Source organism: Agromyces mediolanus, from assembly GCF_023715325.1.
In the GTDB taxonomy this organism is placed as follows: Bacteria; Actinomycetota; Actinomycetes; order Actinomycetales; family Microbacteriaceae; genus Agromyces; species Agromyces mediolanus_A.
The window spans coordinates 537,581-560,181 of the sequence record NZ_JAMBNX010000001.1 but is presented as its reverse complement, the minus strand read 5'-3'; the positions used below and the strand labels follow the sequence as shown (position 1 = coordinate 560,181).

Here is a 22,601-nt window from a genome sequence, read left to right as displayed (position 1 = left end):
AGGGATATGTCGTGGGCGCCGCGGAGCTTGCACTGCTCGGAGCGGCGCGTCAGAACGCCAGCCGCTCGCCCCAGGCCTCGCGCAGCCGCTTCCTGGCACGGGACAGCGCGGCGTCCGCGCCGGAACGGCTGATGCCGAGCACCGCGGCGAGCTCCTCGCCGTCCAACCCCTCCCAGGCGTGCAGCAGCAGGATGCGCCGCTCCCGCTCGCCGACGCTCTCGAGCACACCGCGGAGCTCGGCGTCGAAGAGCAGGCTCAGTTCCGGGTCCTCGGACACGGGACCCGCCCCTCGCTCGGGAACCGTCTCGACGGGCAGATCCACGAGCTTGCGGCGATGGTTCGCCAGTGTGAACCCCGCCGTGCGGTAGAGCCAGGGCAGCACCGCGTCACGGGGCACGTCCGCGCGGCGGCGCCAGGCCGTCGCGAAGACGTCGGCGGCGAGGTCTTCTGCGTCCTGCCGCGGGCCTCGGCGGGCGAAGTAGCGCACGAGCGCCCCCGCGTGCTCGCGCACGACCCCCTCGAACCAGCGGTGCTCTTCGGCCCTCGCCGCGGCGGTCGGCTGTGCCGTTCCCGGCTCGGCCACGCCCGGCCCGGCCGCGCCCGGCCCGGCCGGACCCGCCTCGGCGTCGCCCGGCTCGGGGCGACCGCTCGGGTCCTCGGGCATCGGCTCCCCTTCGTCCGGGGCGATCTCGTCGGTGCTCGCGCGCTTCACGCCCTGTTTGTGTCCCGTCGGGCGAGAGTCTTGCACGCGATCGCGGATTCGCGAGGGATGACGGGCGGCGACCACCCCGCTATCGTCGATCACGATGGATTCCGCCACGACGATCGAGGCCCTCCGCCGAGCCGGATGGGGCTTCGAGCCGCCGCTCGACGAGCAGCGCCCCGTCCCCCGTTCGCTCCTCCGCTTCCCCGCTGCCTTCGGCGCCTGGACTGTCGCGTTCAGCCGCCTCGCCAACGCCGACGAGACGGCCTGGTTCCTCTCGGTCGAGGACTACCGCGGCACCGCCGACTCCGGGTTCGCCTGGAACGAGCTCGAGACGCTCAGCCTCGAGGCCGCGGCCGATCCGGAGCAGGCCGCGGCGGTGGCCGCGTTCTGGACCGAGCATCTGCCGGTCCTCCTCGCCGTGGGCGGCGACTACGAGTATCTGGCGATCCGTGCCGACGGCCGGATCGTGCATGGCGGTGAGCCGGAGTTCGAGCTGACGACGGTCGTCGCGGACGACCTCGGCGCCCTGTTCGCCGAGCTCTGCGACCCGGCCGGGCCGCGTCATCCGCTCCTGCGCGCCCTCTTCCCGGAGCTCGCGACGTAGCGCCCGGCCCGACGAATCGTCGCGTATGCGCGGGCCGGCATACCGCCCCGCGTACCGTGGGTGAATGCTTCGACGACTCGTCTCCCGCGTCTACTGGGCCTGCAGCCGGTGGACGCTCACCGGGTCGCCCGCGCCCACCCAGCCGACCGTGCTGATCGGCGCCCCGCACACCTCGAACTGGGACTTCGTCCTCATGCTCGCCATCGCCTGGCGGCTCGGCATCGACGTGCGGTGGCTCGGTAAGAAGAGCCTGTTCGCCGGCTGGCGCGGCCCGATCATGCGCCGCCTCGGCGGCATCCCGGTGGACCGCGCCGATCCCGCACGCGTCGTCGACGAGGTCGTCGCCGAGGTCCGGGCCGGGAAGGTCTTCGGGCTCGTCGTGACGCCCGACGGCACCCGAGGGCCGCACGAGTTCTGGAAGTCGGGCTTCGCTCGCATCGCGAAGGCGACGGGGATGCCGGTGACCCTCGGCTTCGTCGACCGCACCACGATGACGACGGGCCTCGGGCCGACGTTCGCGCTCGGGGACGACCTGTCAGCCGACATGGACCGGATCCGCGCGTTCTACGCCGACAAGGCGGGCCTCCGCCCGACGCGGCGCGTCGAGCCGCGGCTGCGCGAGGAGCTCGCGCTGAGCTGAGGTTCCGCCGGTCGGCGCTCAGCCGAGCTCGGCCCGGCGCAGCGCCTCACTCGTCACGCCCGGCATCAGCAGCACCGCGGCGAGCGCGAGGCCGATCGCCGCGATCACGAAGGTGGGCTGCAGCCCGAACGCGCTCGCCAGCACCCCGCCCACGACGCCGCCGAAGGGCACGGCGCCGAGCACGATCAGCCGGTACGCCGCGGTCACCCGACCGAGCAGCGCATCCGGCACGGCCGCCTGCCGCAGCGTCGAGACGACGATCTGGTTGCACGCGGTCGCGACGGCGGCCAGGAACATGCCGACCAGCGCGAGCACGAGGTTCGTGCTCAGCCCGAGCACCGCGAAGCTCGCCGCGGGCACCAGCGCGGCGGCCCACATCACCGGTCCGCCGCCGATCCGTGGGATCACGCGCTCCGCGACGAGCGAGCCGAGGATGGCGCCGGCCGCCGGCACGGCGATGAACAGGCCGTACCAGGCCTCGGCCACTCCGAGCGGTCCGGTCGCGAGGAGCACGAGGACCGCGCCCGTCGCGGTCCCGAAGAAGTTGAAGGATGCCGAGATGAGCGCGACCCGGCGCAGCAGCCGGTGCCGCCAGAAGTGGCCCCAGCCCGCGGCGATGTCTGCGAGCACGGAGGCCCGTTCGGGAGGCGGGGCGTCGGTGTCGGCGTGCGACGCGTGCGCCGTCGGCCGGAGCGGCGGGAGCAGGAGCGCGGCGGCGGCCGCGACGGCGAAGAGGCCGGCGCTCGTGAAGAACGCGAGCGTGGCCGCCACGGCCATGAGGAACGAGCCGATCGGCGGCCCGACGAAGGTGTTCACGACCGACTGGGTCGCGAAGAGGCGTCCGTTCGCCCGTTCGAGCTGCGCCCGCGGGACGAGCCGCGGCGGCACCGTCAGCGCCGCGTTGTCGACGATGGTCTCGGCGGTGCCGGCCACGAACACCGCGGCGTAGAGGAGCCACACGCTCTGCCACCCCACGGCGACCGACGTGGCGAGCAGGGCGAACCCGAGCGCGCGGAGGAGGTTGCCGGCGACGAGGAGCTTCCGCCGGTCCATCCGATCGGTGAGCGCGCCGGCCGGCAGCGTGAACACCAGCCAGGGCAGGAACTGCACCACGGTCATGCCCGCGACGACGACCGGATCGCGGGTGATCGAGGCGACGAGCAGCGGGGCGGCCGCCGCGAGGATGCCGTCGGCGGTGTTGGACGTCGCCTGCGAGGCCCAGAGGGCGGCGAAGCCGGAGCGTCTCGGCATCCGCTAATTCCCTATCACGGTTATGATCATTAGCAGGAAGGTAGCAGACCGCGAGAGGGGGGCGCGATGCGGATGCCGGAGCTCACCGTCTCCCGACTCGGCGGCGACCTCGCGCTCGACCTCTGCAACACGGTCGACTGGCGGCTCGACCCCGACCGTCGCAGCGAGCGCCTGCGCAGCTTCGCCCACGTGCTCGCCTGGCTCGAGCGGGTCGAGCTGCTGTCCCCGGCGCACGCCGATCGCCTCGCCGAACTCGCCGAAGCCGACCCATCGGCGGCGGCCACTGAACACGCGCGGATCCTGGCGCTCCGCGACGACAGCTACGCCGCGCTCACCGGCGACACGGCGTCGCCCGCGGTGCTCGAGCGCGAGCTCCCCGTGGCGCACGCGGCCAGCCACCTCGAGCGAAGCGTGCACGGCGTCTGGGCGTGGCATCCGCGCGCCCTCGGCCTCGACACTCCCCGGCACCTGCTCACCCTGGAGTTCGCGCGGCTCTTCGCCTCCCCCGCGCTCTCCGGCTTCCACCGCTGCGAGGATCGGCACTGCGGTTGGGTGTTCCTCGACACCTCCCGCCAGCACAACCGCCGCTGGTGCAGCTCGGCGGACTGCGGCAACCGCAACCGCGTGCGCGCCCATGCCGAGCGCCTCCGGCGGGAGGCTGAGTCGCAGGCCTGATGCGCGCCTATGGCAGATCGCCGGCCGGCTCGTCAAGCGGCTGTGGCGGGTGCCGCATCTCGGCCATGATGAGCGGGTGCGAAGCTCCGTGAACGCTGTGCGGATCTCCGGCGGCCGCGCGGTCAGACGGATCCTGCTGGGCGCCGTCGCCTGCCTCGCCGCCCTCTCGCTCGCCGCGTGCGGCCTGCAGATCCCGAGGGATCCGGACGGCACGCTCGACCGGGTCAGCGGCGGCGAGCTCCGCGTCGGCGCCGTCGAGGAGCCGGGCCTCGTCGAGACCGACGGGCCGAGCCCCGACGGCCCGCTCCCCGAGCTCGTGCGCGGCTTCGCCGACACCCTCGATGCCCGAGCGACCTGGCGTGTCGGCAGCGAGGAGACGCTCGTCGCCGCGCTGGAGCAGGGCGAGCTCGACCTGGTGATCGGCGGCTTCACCGACCAGACCCCGTGGATCGAGCAGGCCGGCCTCACGCGGGGATACCGCGACATCGAGCATGCCGACGGCCGCAACCTCGTGCTGCTCGTGCCGATGGGCGAGAACGCCTTCCTCTCGGCGCTGGAGCGCTATCTCGACGAGGAGGTCGGCGGATGACCCGGCCGAGCAGCGCGCAGTTCGGTCGCATCGACCTGCCCGAGAAGCAGCGGATCGCCCTCAAGAAGGCGATCCACTGGGAGCTGTTCACGATCGTGTACACCTCGATCACGATCACGGTCGTCGCGTTCGTGGTGGGCGGCTCGCAGGCGATGCGCACCGCCTGGATCGAGGACATGCTCTCGCTGCTCCCCCAGCTCGCCTTCCTCACCGCCGTCATCTTCGTACGGCGACGGCCGACCGTGAAGCATCCCTACGGTCTGCACCGCGCGATGGGCGTGGGCCATCTCGTCGCCGGCATCGCGCTGCTCGCGGTGGGCCTCAACCTCGCCGTCGAGGCCGCGTTGTCCCTCATCTCCGCCGAGCATCCCACCATCGGCACCGTGCAGCTGTTCGGCCAGACGATCTGGCTCGGCTGGCTCATGATCGCCGTGATGGTGGTCGTGGTCGTCGGCCCGGTGTTCATCTACGGCCCGGCGAAGGCGAAACTCGCCCCGGTGCTCCACAACAAGCTGCTCTACGCCGACGCCGACATGGCGAAGGCCGACTGGCAGACGAACGCGGCGTCCATCGTCGGCGTACTGGGCATCGGCCTCGGCATCTGGTGGCTCGACGGGGCGGCGGCACTCTTCATCTCGATCGGCATCGTCTGGGACGGCGTGCGCAACACCAAGGGCGCAGTCATCGATCTGATGGACCAACGCGCCCGCAGCTACGACGACAAGAAGCCGCACCCCTTGGCCGGCGAGATCACCGGATACCTGCGAAGCCTGCCCTGGGTGGTGGACGCCGGCGTGCGGCTGCGCGACGAGGGGCAGGTCTTCCACGTCGAGGCGTTCGTCGTGCCGCGCCGGGCGAAGGTGCGCACGGAGGCGCTCTCCGAGGCGTCCGAAGGCATCGCCCGGCTCGACTGGAAGGTGCAGGACGTCGTGGTGGTACCGGTCGAGGAGCTGCCGAGCGAGGCCGATCGAGCCGCGGACGCCTGAGCTCGCGCGGGCGTTTCGCCTGCGAACGCTCAGCGTGCTCCGTAGCGGGCGGTGCTGCTCGGCGAGGGCATCTCCCTCTTTGCGGGGCTCGGGCAGCGGATCGAGCTCGAACGCCTCGAGACCTCCGCCTACGCGAGCGAGACGCACCTGCGGTATCGCGTGCTGCGGTAAGACTCGCAGCGGGTCTCAGCCGCACGAGCGCCGCCTCGAACCGGACCAGGAAGGCCGTGCCGTGGTCGCACGCGTCGGACGACGGGTCGAGCTCGACCGCCTCGAAGCCTCAGTGGCGGGAGCTCCTCGGGTCTCTCAGGGAAGTCATGGCCTCGAGCAGCGTGTCATGGATATAGGCGAGCTCGGGCGAGACCTCGCCCCATCCCTCGTCGACGCCCTCGGCACCCCACTCGCCCTCACCGTCCTGCGCGTCCCAGACCGCGTCGCCGTGCTGCCAGATCCACCACAGGTTCGCACTCGCATCCTGCACACGGGCGAACTGCGTGCCGAAGAAGTCGGTCGGTTTCGTGACGAGGCGCGCGCCGCGCTCGAGCGCGCGCTCGAGCACCGCGTCGAGGTCGTCGACGTAGACCTGGAGCAGGCTCGGAGTGAACGGCCAGTCCGGCTTGCGCTCGGCGAGCATGACGGTGGTCGTGCCGACGCGGACCTCGGCCTGCAGCAGCAGCCCGTCCTCGTCGATGGTGCGGGCCTCGGCGCGCTCCTCGCCGCCGAAGACCTCGATCACGAACCGGGTCAGCTCGTCGGCGTCCGTCGTGATGATGAAGGGGTTGACGGTGGCGTAGCCCTCGGGGGCGGCGGGTGCAGACATCGTGTGCTCCTGTCCTGGTGGTGGATGCGATGTCCTCAGTGCATCATCCCGCCGGGTCGAGGTATTGAAGGATTCCGCCACCCTTGTCCGGAGAGCACCTGCGCCGGGGTCCGGCCGTGGAACACCCGCAGCGAGCGGGTGAGATGGGCCTGATCCGCGAAGCCGCACCGGGCAGCGCATTCGACCGGCGGCACGCCCTGGAGCAGCAGGGCGTACGCCTCCCGCGCCCGGGCCAGCTGTGCGATCTGCTTGCGCGTGAGCCCCGTCGCAGCCCGGACGCGGCGTTGCCGGTGCCGCTCCGAGTAGCCCGCATCATCGCCGGAGAGCATCCGCCGGACCTCGTCGTCGCCGCGCAGCACGTCGAGCTCGAGCAGCCGATCGGTGAAGGCCTCGAGGTCCCCGAACTCCGGGAACGGCACGGCGTGCTGCGCGATGACGACCCGGCGCTCCTCGACGACGAGCTGCTGCTCCCCGCCGAGCAGCAGCTGCTTGCTCACCCCGGGCAGGACGACGTGCGCCTTCAACTGCACGCCCCAGCTATGTTCACCGATCGTCGAGCGGATCCAGCGGTGCCCGAGCGACGGGCCCGAGAGCCCCGCGAGCAGCGATCCATCCTGCTCGCGCGCGAACCACAGGTCCCAGTACTCGACCGCCTCGACCAGGTAGCGCTCGTCCTTCGTCGCACGCGCCTGCCACACGCACTCGACCACGGGCGATTCGGGATGGCGCTCCTCGTACATGCGCTCCCTCCCGACGCACCCCTGAGGCGCACCGTTTCACACGTTGAAGCGGAACTCCACGACGTCGCCGTCCTGCATGACGTAGTCCTTGCCCTCCATGCGCGCCTTGCCGCGCGAGCGCGCCTCGGCGACCGAGCCGGCGTCGACGAGGTCGGCGAAGGAGATGACCTCGGCCTTGATGAAGCCGCGCTCGAAGTCGGTGTGGATGACGCCCGCCGCCTGCGGCGCCTTCCAGCCCTTGCGGATGGTCCAGGCCCGCGACTCCTTGGGACCCGCGGTGAGGTAGGTCTGCAGGCCGAGGGTGTCGAAGCCGACGCGGGCGAGCTGGTCGAGGCCCGACTCCTCCTGCCCGGTCGAGGCGAGCAGCTCCGCCGCATCCTCGGGGTCGAGGTCGATGAGCTCGGACTCGATCTTCGCGTCGAGGAAGACCGCCTCGGCCGGGGCGACGAGCGCGGCGAGTTCGGCCTTGCGCGCGGCATCCGTCAGCACGCCCTCGTCGACGTTGAAGACGTAGATGAAGGGCTTCGCGGTGAGCAGCCCGAGCTCCTTGACGGGCTCGAGGTCGATCTTCGTCGCCGAGAGCGGGGTGCCGGCCTGCAGCGCCTCCTGGGCCTCCTTGGCCGCCGCGAGCACGGAGGGGTCGAGCTTCTTGCCCTTGACCTCCTTCTCGTAGCGGGTGATGGCCCGCTCGAGGGTCTCGAGGTCGGCGAGGATCAGCTCGGTGTTGATCGTCTCCATGTCGGACTTCGGGTCGACCTTGCCGTCGACGTGCACGACCTCGCCGTCGGTGAAGCCGCGGACGACCTGCGCGATCGCGTCGGCCTCGCGGATGTTCGCGAGGAACTTGTTGCCGAGGCCCTCGCCCTCGCTCGCCCCGCGCACGATACCGGCGATGTCGACGAAGGACACCGCGGCCGGCAGGATGCGCTCCGAGCCGAAGATGCCCGCGAGCGTCTCGAGCCTCGGGTCGGGCAGGTTCACGACGCCCACGTTCGGCTCGATCGTCGCGAACGGGTAGTTCGCCGCGAGCACCTGGTTCTTGGTGAGGGCGTTGAAGAGGGTGGACTTGCCGACGTTGGGCAGGCCGACGATGCCGATAGTGAGAGCCACGGGGCCCTATCGTACCGGTGCCGGGCCGTCCCGCCCGGCGCGGGCCCGTGCCGGCCCGGCGCTGCGCGTCAGTCGCCGAGCCGGGCGCGGAAGCAGCGGGTGCGGTAGGGCACCTCGAGCTCGTCACGGCCGGCGAGGTCGGGATGCCGCGCGAACAGCCGTTCCAGCTGGGCGATCGTGTCCCGCTGGGCGCCGGGGCTCGAGGTGATGAAGTAGGAGCGGGAGCGCACGAGGTCGAGGAAGCGCTGCCGGGTCATCCGCGCGGTCCACTCGACGGTGTGCTCTTCGATCGGGCCGAACGGCGGACCGATCTGCACGTACTGCTCGAAGCTCGCGCTCGCGTCGTGCCGTTCGTGCATGATCTCGCCGGCCTCCTTCAGCCAGCCGACGCTCGTGTCGCGGCTGTTCCAGACGAGGCCCAGGACTCCGCCGGGGCGCAGCACGCGGGCGATCTCGGGCACGGCTCGCGAGGGGATGAACCAGTGCCACGCCTGCCCGGCGACGACCGCGTCGACCGAACGGTCCTCGAGCGGGATGTCCTCCGCCGTGCCGAGGATGCGCGGCACGCCCGGCACTGCGACCTCGAGCTCCTCGAGCATCTCCGCGACCGGGTCGACCGCGATCACCTCGCGGTCGAGCGCGACGAGCGCCTCGGTGAGCTTGCCGGTGCCGGCACCGAGATCGAGCACCCGAGCGGCGTCGCCGATGAGCCAGGCGACCGCCTCGGCCGGGTATCCGGGCCTCGCGGCCTGGTAGACGGATGCCGCGTCGCCGAACGACCTCGCCTGCCGCTGCGTCTCGGCGTCCCCCGGAATCATGTCTCCCATTCCACGCCCGCGGCGAGGCATCCGTCAACCGTCGGAGGCGCGTGCGACGATGCCCGCATGTCAGTGGATTTCACCGCCATCGATTTCGAGACCGCGAATTCCTCTGGCGCATCCGCCTGTTCGGTCGGAATGGTGAAGGTCCGCGACGGCCGGGTCGTCGAGCGCGAGTACTGGCTGCTGCGCCCGCCGTTCCCGCACGACGAATTCGCCGAGTGGAACGTGCGCATCCACGGCATCACCCCCGAGATGGTGGCCGACGCCCCGGGCTGGGGCGACCGGCTCGCCGAGTTCCGCGAGTTCGCGGGCGCCGACTGGCTGGTCGCGCACAACGCGGGCTTCGACATGGGCGTGATCGAGAAGAGCTGCGCCGTGCTCGAGCTGCCCGTTCCCGACCACCGCTACCTGTGCAGCCTGCAGGTGGCGCGCAAGACCTACCATCTCGACTCCTACCGGCTTCCGGTCGCCGCGATGGCGGCGGGCTTCGAGGACTTCTCGCACCACAACGCCCTCGACGATGCCGAGGCGTGCGCCGCGATCATCGCGCACGCCGCCAAGCGGCACGAGAGCGACGACCTCGAGCGGCTCGCCCAGGTGACGGGCGTCCGCATCGGCGCCCTCGGCGCCCGCGCCACGAAGGCGCGCGAGGCGGCACACGGCCCGATGGCCCTGCAGTAGTCCCGGGCCCGCCGACGCCTGGCTCGCCGGGCACCTGGCTCGCCGGGCACCTGGCTCGCCGGGCGCCTGGCTCGCCGGGCGCCTGGCCGACGATGTCGGCGGTGGCTGCGACACTGTCGACATGGAGATCCTGCTGCTCATCATCGGCCTCGTCGTCGGCGTCGCCCTCGGGGCGCTCGCCACGTGGTTCGTGGCGGCGCGGCGCGCGGCCGGCTCCAGCGACGGCTCGCCCGCCCTCGAAGACCCGGCGCTCGTCGCCGCCCGCCACGAGGCCCAGCTGGCCGCGGTGCAGGCCGAGCACGCGGCCGAGCGCGCCCGGCTGCTCGCCGACGAGCAGCGCGCGCAGGCCGAGCTCCGCGCCGAGCTCTCCGCGATCGAGGCGACCGCCGAGGGCCTCCGCGAGCAGATCCTCAGCGCCAGGGCGCAGTACCGCGAGATCGTCGAGCGCCACGAGCTCGAGCGGCGCGAACGCGAGCAGCGCGAGGCCGCCGACAGCAAAGTGCTCCAGGCGCTCGCGCCCGTCAAGCAGACGCTCACCGAGATGCAGAGCAAGGTCACTGCACTCGAGACGCAGCGCCACCAGCAGCACGGCGAGCTCAGCCAGCAGCTGAAGATCGCCGCCGAGAACGAAGAGCGGCTCCGTTCAACGGCCGAGTCCCTCGCCTCCGCGCTGCGCTCCAACAGCACGCGCGGGGTCTGGGGCGAGACCCAGCTGCGCAGCGTGGTCGAGGCAGCGGGCCTCATCGAGCGCGTCGACTTCGACACGCAGCACTCGGTCACGACCGACGCCGGTGCCGGCCGGCCCGACATGGTCATCCACCTGCCGGGCGGCAAGCACATCGCCGTCGATGCCAAGGTGCCGTTCAACGCCTACCTCGAGGCGAGCCAGATCCCGGCGACCGCGACGGGGGCCGACGCCGGCCGCCGCGAGAGCCTCATGAAGAACCACGTAAAGGCCGTGCGCGACCACATCATCGCACTCGGCGGCAAGACCTACTGGGAGGGGCTCGGCGCCTCCCCCGAGATGGTCATCGCGTTCATCCCGAGCGAGTCGCTCATCTCGAGCGCGCTCGAGGCCGACCCTTCGCTCCTCGAGTTCGCTTTCTCGAAGCGGGTCGCCCTCGCCTCCCCCGTCACGCTCTGGTCGGTGCTGAAGACCGTCGCGTTCAGCTGGCAGCAAGACGTGCTCACGAAGGAGGCGAAGACGCTCTTCGACCTCAGCCGCGAGCTGTACGGCCGCCTCGCCACCACCGCGGGGCAGATCGAGAAGCTCGGTCGAACCATCGAGCGCACGGTGAAGGACTACAACACCTTCGTCGGCTCGCTCGAGTCGAGGGTGCTTCCCACGGCGCGCAAGCTCAAGGCGCTCGACGAGACCAAGGTGCTCGCCACGCTCGAGGGCATCGAAGAGAGCCCCCGCGAGCTGACGGCCTACGAGTTCACCACCTCGGCGGCCCTCGACGAGCCCGAAGGCGAGCCGGTCGAGCTTCTCGCCGCAGACACCGAGACGGCGGCCCGCCCGGCGAACACCGCGACGACCGCGAACACCGCCGCCGACGAGCTCGAGGTGTTCGCCGACATCGACGCGGGCATCCGTTCACGCCTCGGCGACGACGACTGAACCGACGCCGCGCCAGCCCGCTCGCGCGCTCGCGATCAGCTGCGCAGCACGCTGAGCACGTTGTCCGAAGGGTCGCGGAACCAGCAGATGTCCGGCCCCATCCCCGACTCCCGGCCGTGCGCGATCCCGCGCTCGTCGGTGCCGTAGTCCTGCTCGCCCGAGTAGATCTTCGTCACCACGCCGGCCGCGTTCAGCGCATCGACGGCGGCATCGAGGTCGTCGACCTCCAAGTTCAGGATCGTGAACGGCGCCGGCGAATGATCCGGCTTGCCGTACACGAACACCGATTGCCCCGAAGGCAGCGCGAAGCTGAAACCGCCCATCGCCTCGCCGACATCGAACCCCAGTACGTCGCGGTAGAAGGCGAGCGCTGTATCGACGTCCCGCACGGCGAAGCCGGGGAACGCATCGCGAATCTCGATCATGGCAACCTCCTCGATCGGGTCAGGGCACAGCCTGGCACGCGAGGAGGATCGCGTCGAGGGGCTGGACTCAGTCCTCGTCGAGCCACTTCGAGGCGAGGTGCTCCGCCTGCACACGGCGCAGCGTGCCCGACTTGGAGCGCAGCACGACCGACTCCGTCGTGATGTAGTCGCCCTCCCGCTTCACTCCCGCCACGAGCGCCCCGTCGGTCACGCCCGTCGCGACGAAGAAGGTGTTGTCGCCGCGCACCATGTCCTCGAGCTCGAGCACCGCGTCGACGTCGAGCCCCGCAGCGGTGCCGCGGGCGCGCTCCTCGTCGTCCTTCGGTGCGAGCCGGCCCTGCATGAACCCGCCGAGCGCCTTCACCGCGCACGCGGTCGTGATGCCCTCGGGGCTGCCGCCGATGCCGACGCACATGTCGATGCGCGAGTCGTGCCGGGCGGCATTGATGCCGCCCGCGACGTCGCCGTCGAGGATGAGCCGGGTGCCGGCGCCCGCGGCGCGGATGTCGGCGATCAGCTGCTCGTGGCGCGGACGGTCGAGCACGGCGACCCGCACATCGGCGACGTCCTTGCCGATCGCGGCGGCGTACGCGCGGATGTTCTCGCCGATGGGCTTGCGGATGTCGACGACACCGCGGCCCGCCGGGCCGGTGACGATCTTGTCCATGTAGAACACGCTGGAGGCGTCGAGCATCGTGCCGCGGTCGGACACCGCCAGCACCGACAGCGCGTGCGAACGGCCCGCCGCGGTGAGCGAGGTGCCGTCGATCGGGTCGACCGCGATGTCGCAGGCGGGACCGTCGCCGGAGCCGACGCGCTCGCCGTTGAAGAGCATCGGCGCCTCGTCCTTCTCGCCCTCGCCGATCACGATGACGCCGTCGAAGTCGACCGTCGCGAGGAACGCGCGCATGGCGTCGACCGCTGCACCGTCGGCCGCGTTCTTGTCGCCCTTGCCGATCCACGGAACCGCCCGGATCGCCGCCGCCTCCGTCGCCCGCACGAGCTCCAGCGCGAGGTTGCGGTCGGGGTGGTGGAACAGGCTGGCTTCGTTGCTCATGAGGGGGTCCTCCAGGACGCATCTGCACCGCGGATCGTCTCACGGCGCGCCGATCGGCGGTGTTCCCGCCACCACGAGCCTAACCAGCCCGCTCGAAACAGACCGCGGATTCCGCGTGCACGAGCGTGCAATTTCGCCGGTTCTTAACCGCCCGTCAAGTCGCGGCTGCCGTGCCGCCCGGCGTCGGCCGACCACCAGGCGACGCGGATTCCGGTCGGCGTGCGCGTCGCGCCCGCGAGCGAGACGCCGATCTCGCAGCGCGTGACCGCCGCGACCGCCACCTCGGCGGGCCCGGGGCAGAGCTCGTCGAGGCGATACCCCCGCCGCACGTCGACCGCATCCTCGCCGAGTGCGTCGCGCAGCCGCTGCGCCTCGCGGCGAGACTGCGGAGCGAACCGGGCGAGCATCGATCCGCCGAGCGCGCGAGCGGCGCCCGCCACGATCACCCCCTCCGGCGCGCCGCCGATGCCGAGCACGGCGTCGAGCCGCCCCGAGTCGGCCGAGCCACCAGAGTCGGCCGAGCCCGCCAAGCCCGACGTGTCGGGCGCGGCGGCACTGGAAACGCCCCCGTGCAGCGCCCGGAGGCCGCGCTCGACCTCGCCGTGCTCGAACGCCACCAGCTCGGCGCCGCTCGCGCGCACCGCCTCGGCGTGCGCGCGGTTTCGAGGCCGCTCCTGCACTGCGATACGCACCTCGGCGGCGGTGACCCCGCGCAGCTCGGCCGCCCGCGCCACGAGCTCGGGAATCGCGGCGACGAGGTCGCCGGACGAGGCATCCGCCGGGCCGTCGCCCGGCACCCCGATGCCCGGCACCCACGTGACGAGCTTGTCGAGATAGTGCGCCGGCCCGATGTCGAGGAAGCCACCGCGGGCCGTCACCGCAGCGACCGCCATCGCGCCCGGGCGGCCCGCTGCGGCCAGCCTGGTGCCGTCGACCGGATCGACGGCGAGGTCCACTGCGGTCCCGCCGCGACCGAAGGGTTCCCCCGGCCGCAGCATCGGCGCGTCGTCCTTCTCGCCCTCGCCCACCACGACGCGTCCGTCGACCGGCGCCACGGCGAGCGCCGCTCGCATCGCGGCCACCGCCGCGCCGTCGAGCGCGTCGCCGTCGCCCCGCCCGACGAGCGGTAGGCACCCGGCGGCCGCGGCGGCGACCGCCGACACGAGCGGGTCCGTGAGATCAGCGACATCCAACGAAACGATCACGCCATCATCCTGGCGGACGTCCCCGCTCCCCCGGCAGCGGCACACGGACTCGGTAGACTCGTGGCGATCCCGCTGTCGTCACGAAGGAGTCTCCATGCCCATCGCAACTCCCGAGCAGTATGCCGAGATGCTCGACACCGCCAAGGCGAAGGGCTTCGCCTTCCCGGCCTTCAACGTCTCGAGCTCGCAGACGCTCAACGCGGTGCTCCAGGGGCTCACCGAGGCTGGCTCCGACGGCATCATCCAGGTCACGACCGGCGGCGCCGACTACTTCGCCGGGCACACCGTGAAGGCGCGCGCCACCGGCGCCCTCGCCTTCGCGCGCTTCGCCCACGAGGTCGCGAAGTCCTACCCCGTCACGGTCGCCCTGCACACCGACCACTGCCCGAAGCCGGCCCTCGCCGACTTCGTCTTCCCGCTGCTCGAGGCGTCCGAGGAGGCCGTGAAGGCCGGCGGCTCGCCGATCTTCCAGTCGCACATGTGGGACGGCTCGGCCGTGCCGCTCGACGAGAACCTCGAGATCGCCAAGGAGATCCTGCCCCGGATGAAGGCGATCAACGCGATCCTCGAGGTCGAGATCGGCGTCGTCGGCGGCGAGGAGGACGGCGTCAAGCACGAGGGCTCGAACGAGGCGCTCTACACGACCCTCGAGGACGCGATCTCGACCGTCGAGGCGCTCGGCCTCGGCGAGCAGGGCCGGTACATGGCCGCCCTCACCTTCGGCAACGTGCACGGCGTCTACGCGCCCGGCAACGTGAAGCTGCGTCCCGCGCTGCTGAAGGAGATCCAGGACGGCCTCGCCGCCAAGTACGGCACCGGCCCGAAGCCGCTCGACCTCGTCTTCCACGGCGGCTCCGGCTCGACCGACGCCGAGATCGCCGAGGCGGTCGCGAACGGCGTCGTGAAGATGAACATCGACACCGACACCCAGTACGCGTTCACCCGCTCGATCGCGGGCTACATGTTCCAGAACTACGACGGCGTGCTCAAGGTCGACGGCGGCGTCGGCAACAAGAAGCAGTACGACCCGCGCGCCTGGGGCAAGGTCGCCGAGTCCGCGATGGCCGTGCGCGTTGGCGAGTCGACGCGCCAGCTCGGCTCGGCCGGCCAGTCGATCACCGCCTAGGACCGAGATGACGAACGACGAGGCCGCACGTCCAGAGACGCCGGAGCCGGGCACCCCGACTCCCCCGTCGGCGGACGAGCGGCCTCGTCCTCGCTACGGCGAGTACGCGCCCCCCGGCTGGAGCTGGCAGCCGCCCGAGGCGGCCGAGCCGAGCGCGCCCGCCGCGCCTGCGCGCCCCGAGGCATCCGCCCCGCTGCCGCCGCAGCCGACGCCGGCGGATGCCTCGGCGGCCCCGGCCCGGCGCGCACCCGGCTGGGACCGGATCCTTACGATCGGCCTGCTCGCCTTCGGCGCGTTCGGCGCCTGGAACTCGGCCGCATCGCTGCAGGAGATCCCCCGCCAGATGCAGCTGAGCTACGACCTCATGGGCGTCGGCACGTTCACCCCGCCCGAGTGGCTGCCCACGGTCGTGCTCGTCGGCACGATCGTCCAACTCGCGCTCTACGCCGCGGTGCTCGGCCTGTCGGTGCTGCGCCTGCGCGCCGGACGGCTCGCCTTCTGGATCCCGCTCGCCGGCGGTGCCGCCTCGTTCGCGGTGACGCTCGTGCTGCTGTCGATCGTGATGCTGAACGACCCGACGTACGTCGATTTCGTCACGGGCGTCACGACGCCGACACCGACCCCGACGCCGTAGCTCCGGCGTCGAGCCGCCGATCGCGGCCGGCGCACGGAGGCCGGCTGCGCCTGGCGCCCGGATGAGCCATCCGGGCGCCGCGCTCGTCGGAGCGGCCCGAGCCGACCGTCAGGAGGCGACCGCCTCCTCCGCGTCGTCGTCGATCGGTGCGGCGAACTGCGCCTCGTAGAGCCGGGCGTACGCGCCGTCCGCGGCGAGCAGCTCGCTGTGCGTGCCCTGCTCGACGATGTGCCCCGCCTCCATCACGAGGATGAGGTCGGCGTCGCGGATCGTCGACAGCCGGTGGGCGATCACGAAGCTCGTGCGATCGGCCCGCAGCGCGTTCATCGCGTGCTGCAGCAGCAGCTCCGTGCGCGTGTCGACCGAGCTCGTCGCCTCGTCGAGGATCAGCACCGAGGGCTGCGCGAGGAACGCGCGGGCGATCGTGACCAGCTGCCGCTCGCCCGCGGAGAGGTTCGACGCCTCGTCGTCGAGCACGGTGTCGTAGCCGTCGGGCAGCGAGCGCACGAACCGGTCGACGTAGGTCGCGCGGGCGGCGTCGAGGAGCTCCTCCTCCGTGGCGTCCGGGCGCCCGTAGGCGATGTTGTCGCGGATGGTGCCCGCGAACAGCCAGGTGTCCTGCAGGACCATGCCCATGCGGCCGCGCAACTCGTCGCGGGTCATCTTCGTGACGTCGACGCCGTCGAGGGTGATCCGGCCGCCGTCGAGCTCGTAGAAGCGCATGATGAGGTTCACGAGCGTCGTCTTTCCCGCGCCGGTCGGCCCGACGATCGCGATCGACTGCCCGGGCTCCGCGACGAGGGAGAGGTCCTCGATGAGCGGCTGCTCGGGATCGTAGGAGAACGAGACGTCCTCGAAGACGAGGCGGCCGGACTCCTCCGCCGGTCGCTCCGGCTCGACGGGGTCGGGCACCTGCTCTTCGGCATCCAGCAGCTCGAAGACGCGCTCGGCGCTCGCGACGCCGGACTGCAGCAGGTTCGCCATCGCGCCCAGCTGGCTGAGCGGCTGCGTGAACTGACGCGAGTACTGGATGAAGGCCTGCACGTCGCCGAGCGAGATCGAGCCGCCGGAGACCATGAGCCCGCCGACCACGGCGATGACGACGTAGACGAGGTTCCCGACGAACATCATCGCCGGCATGATGATGCCGCTCACGAACTGGGCGCCGAAGCTCGCCCGGTAGAGCTCCTCGTTCTTCTCGTCGAAGGCCTGCTCGACCTCCTTCGTGCGGCCGAAGACGCGCACGAGCGAATGGCCCGAGTAGGCCTCCTCGATGCGCGCGTTCAGCACGCCCGTGTGCGTCCACTGCGCCACGAACTGCTTCTGCGAGCGCTTCGCGATGACCGTCGTGATGAGCAGCGTCGCCGGGATGGTGACGAGCGCGATGAGCGCGAGCCACGGCGAGATGACGAACATCATGATCAGCACGCCGACGACGGTGAGCAGCGAGGTGAGCAGCTGACTCATCGTCTGCTGGAGCGTCTGCGAGATGTTGTCGATGTCGTTCGTGACCCGGGAGAGCAGCTCGCCGCGCTGCATCTTGTCGAAGTACGACAGCGGCAGCCGGTGGATCTTCTCCTCGACCTCTCGGCGCAGCCGGTACACGGTGCGCTGTGTCACGCCGTTCAGCACATAGGCCTGCGCCCAGCCGAACAGCGAGGACAGCACGTAGAGCGCGAGCACCCAGAGCAGCACCGTCGCGACCGCGCCGAAATCGATGCCCTGGCCCGGCGTGAGGTTCAGGGAGGACAGCAGGTCGGCTTGTTGGTCCTGGCCCTGCGCGCGCAGGCCCTCGACGACCAGCTCCTTCGTGGCGCCGGCGGGCAGCTGCGCCGAGAAGAAGCCCTCGAAGATGAGGTTCGTCGCCTGGCCGAGGATCTTCGGGCCGAGCACCGAGAACACGACGCTCACGATGCCGAGCAGGATGACGGACACGACGGGGCCGCGCTCGGGCGCGAGCCGTCCGACGAGGCGCTTCGCGGAGGGCCCGAAGTTCATCGACTTCTCGGCCGGCATGCCCATGCCGCCCATCGGGCCGCCGCCCATCGGGCCGCGGCGCATCGGGGGCCTCGGGGGCTTCGTCTCGCTCATGCCGCCTCCTCGACGCTCAGCTGGCTCTCGACGATCTCGCGGTAGGCCTGCGATCGTTCGAGCAGTTCGGGGTGGGTGCCGCGATCGAGGATGCGGCCGTCCTCCATGACGAGGATCTGGTCCGCACCGGTGATCGTGGCGACGCGCTGGGCGACGACGATCATGGTCGCGTCGCCCACGCTCCGTTCGAGTGCGGCCCGGAGGCGCGCGTCGGTCGCGGTGTCGAGCGCCGAGAACGAGTCGTCGAAGAGGAACACGGGTGGTCGCTTGACGAGGGCGCGGGCGATCGAGAGCCGCTGCCGCTGCCCGCCGGAGACGTTCGTGCCGCCCTGCGCGATCGGCGCCTCGAGCTGTTCGGGCATCGCTTCGACGAAGTCGCGGGCCTGCGCGGTCTCGAGCGCGGCCCAGAGCTCCTCGTCGCTCGCCTCGGGGTTGCCGTAGCGGAGGGTGGAGGCGACGGTGCCGGCGAACAGGTACGGCTTCTGCGGCACGAGGCCGAACTGGTCGTTCCGCACCTCGGGGTCGAGATCGCGGACGTCGATGCCGCCGACGCGCACACTCCCCGAGGTGGCGTCGAAGAGCCGAGCGGCGAGGTTCACGACGGTGGTCTTGCCCGCGCCCGTGCTGCCGATGATCGCGGTGACCTGGCCTGGACGGGCGGTGAAGCTCACCTCGCGCAGCACCGGCTCGTCGGCGCCGGGATACGCGAAGGTGACGTCGCGGAACTCGACGGTGCCGGGCTCGGTGAGCTCACTCACCGGCGCGGTCGGCTCGACGACGCTCGGCTCGGTCTCGAGGACCTCGCCGATGCGTCCGGCCGACACGGCGGCCCGGGGCAGCAGGAACGCGATCATCGTCGCCATCATCACGGCCATGAGGATCTGGATGAGGTAGCTGAGGAACGCGGTGAGTGAGCCGATCTGCATCGAGCCGTCCTCGACGCGGAACGCGCCGAACCAGAGCACGGCGATGCTGGAGAGGTTCAGCACGAGCATGACGATCGGGAAGACGAGCGCGAACAGCCGGCCCGCCTTCAGCGCCGTGTCGGTGAGCTGGTCGTTCGCCTCGTCGAAGCGCGAGCTCTCGACGCCCTCGCGGACGAAGGCACGGATGACCCGGATGCCGGTGAGCTGCTCGCGCAGCACGCGGTTCACGTTGTCGATCTTGCGCTGCATCGACTGGAACAGCGGCACCATGCGACTGATGATGAGCCCGACGGAGACGAGCAGCACCGGCACGGCGACGACCATGATCCAGGAGAGCTGCAGGTCTTCGCGGAGCGCCATGATCACGCCGCCGATCGCGAGGATCGGTGCGGAGACGAGGATCGTGCAGCTCATGAGCACGAGCATCTGCACCTGCTGCACGTCGTTCGTGGAGCGGGTGATGAGGCTCGGCGCACCGAAGCGCGACACCTCCTGCTCGGAGAAGTCGGAGACGCGGCGGAACACGCCGCGGCGGAGGTCCCGGCCGAGGGCCATCGCGGCGCGGGCGCCGAAGTACACCGCGGCGATCGCGCAGGCGACCTGCACGAGGGTGATGCCGAGCATGATGGCGCCGAGGCGGAAGATGACGCCGGTGTCGCCGGTCGCGACGCCGTCGTCGATGATGTCGGCGTTCAGGCTCGGCAGGTAGAGCGAGGCGATCGACTGCGCCAGCTGGAAGACGACGACGGCGACGAGCAGTGGCCAGTACGGCCTCAGATATCGACGAAGCAGGGTTACGAGCACAGCTCGCTCCTCTCGGTGGTGGGACGGTCGGCGAGGGCGGATGACGTGTCCGCTGGGTGCGGCGGATCGTTCGCGATGCCCCGGCAGACGAGGCTCGCGAGCTCGGCGGAGTCGAGCGAGATCGTGGAGCTGAAGTGGGGCAGCGCCGAGGCGAACGCGACGACCCGGACGAAGGCGAAGACGGTCGCCGGCGGTACGCGGAGGCGTTCGAGCTCGGGCTCGAGCAGCTCCGAGAAGATCGCCACGATCGCGTCGACGTTGACGTCGACCGGCGGCCTCGGGTGGGTGCCGAGGGCGGCGAAGACGCCGAAGATGCCGGTGAAGCGGTCGTGGAAGCGGTCGATGATCATCCGCACCTTGAGCTCGAGCGGCAGGGCGGGGTCGATGCGTCGGAGCTCCGCGCGGAAGGGGCCCGGTTCGAGGTACGCCGCGACCGCGGCATCCACGATCGCGTCCTTGCTCTCGTAGACGCGGAACAGGGTGCCCTCGGCGACGCCCGCCGCCTCGGCGATCTGCCGGGTGGTGACGTCCCGTCCGTGCGCCATGAGCAGCGGCAGCGTCGCCCGGGCGATCGCCTCGCGGCGCTCGTCGACGGACATCGGCTTCGCCCGCCCTCTGCGGGCCTCGCTCGTGGTGGTCACGAGCGGGAGCCTACGCTGAGTGAGCGCTCACTCCAATCCTGTTCGCCGGCGGCGAAGCACCGCCGCCGGCCGGAACGGAAGCGCTCAGTCGTTCGCGCGCGTGCGACCGCCGAGCGCCCGGGCGTCGCGATTGCCCGCCAGGTCTTTGCGGAGCTCCTTCGGCAGCGAGAACATCAGGTCCTCCTCGGCCGTCTTCACCTCGGCCACCTCGCCGTAGCCCGCGTCGGCGAGCTCGAGGAGCACCTCCGTGACGAGGCCCTCCGGCACCGAGGCGCCGCTCGTGACGCCGACCGTGGCGACGCCCTCGAGCCACTCCTGGCGGATCTCGCTCGAGAAGTCGACCCGGTAGGCGGCCTTGGCGCCGTTCTCGAGGGCGACCTCGACGAGGCGCACGCTGTTCGAGGAGTTCGCCGAGCCCACCACGATCACGAGCTCCGCCTCGGCGGCGACCTTCTTGATCGCGACCTGACGGTTCTGCGTGGCGTAGCAGATGTCGTCGGACGGCGGGTCCTGCAGGTTCGGGAAGCGCTCGCGCAGCCGCCGCACCGTCTCCATCGTCTCGTCGACCGAGAGGGTGGTCTGCGAGAGCCAGACGACCTTGTCGGGGTCGCGCACCTCGATGTCGGGCACGTCGTCGGGGCTGTTCACGAGCGTGACGTGATCGGGGGCCTCGCCGGCGGTGCCCTCGACCTCCTCGTGCCCCTCGTGGCCGATGAGCAGGATCTCGAAGTCGTCGCGAGCGAAGCGCACGGCCTCGCGATGCACCTTCGTCACCAACGGGCAGGTGGCGTCGATCGCGTGCAGCCCCCGATCGGCGGCCGCGTTCACGACGGCGGGTGACACGCCGTGCGCGCTGAACACGATGTGCGCGCCCTCCGGCACCTCGTCGACCTCGTCCACGAAGATCGCGCCCTGCTTCTCGAGCTCGGTCACGACGTGGATGTTGTGCACGATCTGCTTGCGCACGTACACGGGCGCACCGTAGTGCTCGAGGGCCTTCTCGACGGCGACGACGGCGCGGTCGACGCCGGCGCAGTAGCCGCGGGGCGCGGCGAGCAGCACGCGCTTGGGTCGGTCGGCAGGGATATCCTTGAGCCGGCCTCGCACGCTCGGGATTCTCGGCATGCCGAGGCCGACCCGCGGGGCATCAATCGAGCTCGTCACGATGTCCATCCTACGTGCCGCTGGCTGACGAGCTCCCGGGAGGCAGAGTGACGCAGGCGCCGGCGACGCGCGACGATCCGTGGCCCGTCGCGCTCCTCTCCACGAAGGTGAAGGAGTGGATCGACCGGCTCGGCACGGTATGGGTTGAGGGAGAGATCACGCAGTGGGGCGTCTCCGCCGGCAACGTCTACGGCAAGCTGAAGGACCTCGACCAGGCCGCGACGGTCTCCTTCACCCTCTGGTCGAGCGTGAAGGCCCGCCTGTCCGAGGAGTTCGCGCAGGGCGACCGGGTCGTCGCGCTCGTCAAGCCGAACTGGTGGGTGAAGGGCGGCAGCCTCACCTTCCAGGTCTTCGAGCTGAAGCACGTCGGCCTCGGCGACCTCCTCGAACGGCTCGAGCGGCTACGCGCCCAGCTCGCCAGCGAGGGGCTGTTCGCGCTCGAGCGCAAGCGCCGACTGCCGTTCCTGCCCGGCGTCGTCGGGCTCGTCACCGGCAAGGACTCCGACGCCGAGAAGGACGTGCTGCGCAACGCCCGGCTGCGCTGGCCCGCGGTCGACTTCCGCGTCGTGCACGCCGCGGTGCAGGGCGACCGCGCCGCGGGCGAGGTGACCCGCGCCATCGAGCGCCTCGACGCCGACCCGGAGGTCGAGGTCATCATCGTCGCCCGCGGCGGCGGCGACTTCCAGAACCTGCTGGCGTTCAGCGACGAACGCGTGGTGCGCGCCGCGGCGGCGGCCACGACCCCGATCGTGAGCGCCATCGGCCACGAGGCCGACCGGCCGCTCCTCGACGAGGTCGCAGACCTCCGCGCCTCGACGCCGACGGATGCCGCGAAGCGCGTCGTGCCCGACGTCGCCGAGGAGCTCGCGCGCGTGGGGCAGGCACGCGCCCGTCTGACGATGCGCCTGCAGGGCTTCCTCGCCCACGAGATCGACCGCGTCGGGCATCTGCGCTCCCGCCCCTCGCTCGCCTCCGGTGAATGGATCGTCGACCGGCGGGCCGAGGAGCTGACCCGGTGGGTCGCCCGCGGCACCGAGCTCGTCGACCGCCTCGTCGAGCGGCAGGAACACCGCGTGGGCGAGCTGCGCGGTCACCTCCGCGCCCTCTCGCCGCAGGCCACCCTCGACCGCGGCTACGCGATCGTGCAGGGCGCCGACGGGCACGTCGTGCGCGCCCCCGCCGCGGCGCCCACGGGCACCGCCCTCACGCTCACCCTCGCGGAGGGCACGGTCGCGGCGATCTCCGAGGGGGCGGCGCCGGATGCCGCCGGGCGCGGCGAATAGA

The 22,601-nt window shown here is 71.5% G+C and carries 23 protein-coding genes; 10 read left to right on the top strand and 13 right to left on the bottom strand.

Annotated features, from left to right (window positions below):
• Nucleotides 1–49: 49 nt before the first annotated feature.
• A complete protein-coding gene (locus M3147_RS02615; RefSeq protein WP_251201905.1) occupies nt 50–712 on the bottom strand; it encodes an RNA polymerase sigma factor in 663 nt (220 codons plus the stop codon).
• A gap of 94 nt (nt 713–806) precedes the next feature.
• On the opposite strand from M3147_RS02615, the gene M3147_RS02610 reads away from it, so the two are divergent.
• Both M3147_RS02610 and M3147_RS02605 read left to right on the top strand, forming a co-directional pair.
• The gene (locus M3147_RS02610; protein ID WP_251201904.1) at nt 807–1,310 is read left to right on the top strand and encodes a hypothetical protein; all 504 of its coding nucleotides are present in this window, start codon (nt 807–809) and stop codon (nt 1,308–1,310) included.
• A gap of 64 nt (nt 1,311–1,374) precedes the next feature.
• Complete coding sequence (locus M3147_RS02605) at nt 1,375–1,950, top strand: 1-acyl-sn-glycerol-3-phosphate acyltransferase (protein ID WP_251201903.1); 576 nt, start codon at nt 1,375–1,377, stop codon at nt 1,948–1,950.
• An 18-nt stretch (nt 1,951–1,968) separates the two neighbouring features.
• Here M3147_RS02605 and M3147_RS02600 read toward each other — a convergent pair whose 3' ends face one another.
• Entirely contained in the window at nt 1,969–3,201 is a 1,233-nt protein-coding gene (locus M3147_RS02600) for an MFS transporter (protein ID WP_251201902.1), read from the bottom strand.
• A gap of 66 nt (nt 3,202–3,267) precedes the next feature.
• Here M3147_RS02600 and M3147_RS02595 point away from each other — a divergent pair, with 66 nt between their 5' ends.
• The 3 genes from M3147_RS02595 to M3147_RS02585 all read left to right on the top strand — a co-directional run bounded on the left by M3147_RS02595 (nt 3,268) and on the right by M3147_RS02585 (nt 5,451).
• Nucleotides 3,268–3,876 carry a CGNR zinc finger domain-containing protein gene (locus M3147_RS02595; protein ID WP_251201901.1) on the top strand — a complete coding sequence of 203 codons (609 nt, stop codon included), beginning with the start codon at nt 3,268–3,270 and terminating at the stop codon, nt 3,874–3,876.
• Between the two features lie 76 nt (nt 3,877–3,952).
• Nucleotides 3,953–4,465, top strand: a complete 513-nt coding sequence (locus M3147_RS02590) for a hypothetical protein (RefSeq protein WP_251201900.1) — start codon at nt 3,953–3,955, stop codon at nt 4,463–4,465.
• Nucleotides 4,462–5,451 (top strand): cation transporter, encoded by a 990-nt coding sequence (locus tag M3147_RS02585; protein WP_251201899.1) that lies wholly within the window; start codon nt 4,462–4,464, stop codon nt 5,449–5,451. Before M3147_RS02590 ends, M3147_RS02585 begins: the two co-directional genes overlap by 4 nt.
• 280 nt (nt 5,452–5,731) lie before the next feature.
• Here the strand turns inward: M3147_RS02585 and M3147_RS02580 are convergent, their stop codons facing one another.
• The 4 genes from M3147_RS02580 to M3147_RS02565 all read right to left on the bottom strand — a co-directional run bounded on the left by M3147_RS02580 (nt 5,732) and on the right by M3147_RS02565 (nt 8,939).
• Nucleotides 5,732–6,271: a VOC family protein gene (locus M3147_RS02580; protein ID WP_251201898.1), complete on the bottom strand. Its 540-nt coding sequence runs from the start codon at nt 6,269–6,271 to the stop codon at nt 5,732–5,734.
• A 35-nt stretch (nt 6,272–6,306) separates the two neighbouring features.
• A complete protein-coding gene (locus M3147_RS02575) occupies nt 6,307–7,011 on the bottom strand; it encodes an AraC family transcriptional regulator (protein WP_251201897.1) in 705 nt (234 codons plus the stop codon).
• Nucleotides 7,012–7,047: 36 nt separating this feature from the next.
• Nucleotides 7,048–8,121 (bottom strand): redox-regulated ATPase YchF, encoded by a 1,074-nt coding sequence (gene ychF / locus M3147_RS02570; protein ID WP_251201896.1) that lies wholly within the window; start codon nt 8,119–8,121, stop codon nt 7,048–7,050.
• A gap of 68 nt (nt 8,122–8,189) precedes the next feature.
• The gene (locus M3147_RS02565; protein WP_251201895.1) at nt 8,190–8,939 is read right to left on the bottom strand and encodes a class I SAM-dependent methyltransferase; all 750 of its coding nucleotides are present in this window, start codon (nt 8,937–8,939) and stop codon (nt 8,190–8,192) included.
• 66 nt (nt 8,940–9,005) lie between these two features.
• On the opposite strand from M3147_RS02565, the gene M3147_RS02560 reads away from it, so the two are divergent.
• The gene (locus M3147_RS02560) at nt 9,006–9,623 is read left to right on the top strand and encodes a 3'-5' exonuclease (RefSeq protein ID WP_251201894.1); all 618 of its coding nucleotides are present in this window, start codon (nt 9,006–9,008) and stop codon (nt 9,621–9,623) included.
• A gap of 121 nt (nt 9,624–9,744) precedes the next feature.
• Nucleotides 9,745–11,244, top strand: a complete 1,500-nt coding sequence (gene rmuC / locus M3147_RS02555; RefSeq protein ID WP_251201893.1) for a DNA recombination protein RmuC — start codon at nt 9,745–9,747, stop codon at nt 11,242–11,244.
• Nucleotides 11,245–11,279: 35 nt separating this feature from the next.
• Here the strand turns inward: rmuC and M3147_RS02550 are convergent, their stop codons facing one another.
• The 3 genes from M3147_RS02550 to M3147_RS02540 all read right to left on the bottom strand — a co-directional run bounded on the left by M3147_RS02550 (nt 11,280) and on the right by M3147_RS02540 (nt 13,931).
• Nucleotides 11,280–11,669, bottom strand: coding sequence for a VOC family protein (locus M3147_RS02550; RefSeq protein WP_251201892.1), 390 nt, complete (start codon nt 11,667–11,669; stop codon nt 11,280–11,282).
• Nucleotides 11,670–11,736: 67 nt separating this feature from the next.
• Entirely contained in the window at nt 11,737–12,726 is a 990-nt protein-coding gene (gene glpX, locus M3147_RS02545) for a class II fructose-bisphosphatase (protein WP_251201891.1), read from the bottom strand.
• A gap of 143 nt (nt 12,727–12,869) precedes the next feature.
• Nucleotides 12,870–13,931 carry a fructose-bisphosphatase class II gene (locus tag M3147_RS02540; RefSeq protein ID WP_251201890.1) on the bottom strand — a complete coding sequence of 354 codons (1,062 nt, stop codon included), beginning with the start codon at nt 13,929–13,931 and terminating at the stop codon, nt 12,870–12,872.
• A 94-nt stretch (nt 13,932–14,025) separates the two neighbouring features.
• Between M3147_RS02540 and fbaA the strand changes: the two genes are divergently transcribed.
• Nucleotides 14,026–15,057, top strand: a complete 1,032-nt coding sequence (fbaA, locus tag M3147_RS02535; protein ID WP_251201889.1) for a class II fructose-bisphosphate aldolase — start codon at nt 14,026–14,028, stop codon at nt 15,055–15,057.
• Between the two features lie 7 nt (nt 15,058–15,064).
• Nucleotides 15,065–15,691 (top strand): DUF6264 family protein, encoded by a 627-nt coding sequence (locus tag M3147_RS02530; protein WP_251201888.1) that lies wholly within the window; start codon nt 15,065–15,067, stop codon nt 15,689–15,691.
• Nucleotides 15,692–15,799: 108 nt separating this feature from the next.
• On the opposite strand, the gene M3147_RS02525 is transcribed toward M3147_RS02530, so the two are convergent.
• The 4 genes from M3147_RS02525 to M3147_RS02510 all read right to left on the bottom strand — a co-directional run bounded on the left by M3147_RS02525 (nt 15,800) and on the right by M3147_RS02510 (nt 21,278).
• Nucleotides 15,800–17,782 (bottom strand): ABC transporter ATP-binding protein, encoded by a 1,983-nt coding sequence (locus M3147_RS02525; RefSeq protein WP_285872964.1) that lies wholly within the window; start codon nt 17,780–17,782, stop codon nt 15,800–15,802.
• Nucleotides 17,779–19,512: an ABC transporter ATP-binding protein gene (locus M3147_RS02520; protein WP_251201887.1), complete on the bottom strand. Its 1,734-nt coding sequence runs from the start codon at nt 19,510–19,512 to the stop codon at nt 17,779–17,781. The genes M3147_RS02525 and M3147_RS02520 overlap by 4 nt, the downstream gene beginning before the upstream one ends.
• Nucleotides 19,503–20,153, bottom strand: a complete 651-nt coding sequence (locus M3147_RS02515; RefSeq protein ID WP_251201886.1) for a TetR/AcrR family transcriptional regulator — start codon at nt 20,151–20,153, stop codon at nt 19,503–19,505. Before M3147_RS02515 ends, M3147_RS02520 begins: the two co-directional genes overlap by 10 nt.
• An 84-nt stretch (nt 20,154–20,237) precedes the next feature.
• Nucleotides 20,238–21,278 (bottom strand): 4-hydroxy-3-methylbut-2-enyl diphosphate reductase, encoded by a 1,041-nt coding sequence (locus M3147_RS02510; protein ID WP_251202141.1) that lies wholly within the window; start codon nt 21,276–21,278, stop codon nt 20,238–20,240.
• Between the two features lie 86 nt (nt 21,279–21,364).
• On the opposite strand from M3147_RS02510, the gene xseA reads away from it, so the two are divergent.
• Complete coding sequence (gene xseA / locus M3147_RS02505; protein WP_251201885.1) at nt 21,365–22,600, top strand: exodeoxyribonuclease VII large subunit; 1,236 nt, start codon at nt 21,365–21,367, stop codon at nt 22,598–22,600.
• The last annotated feature ends 1 nt before the right edge of the window (nt 22,601 follow it).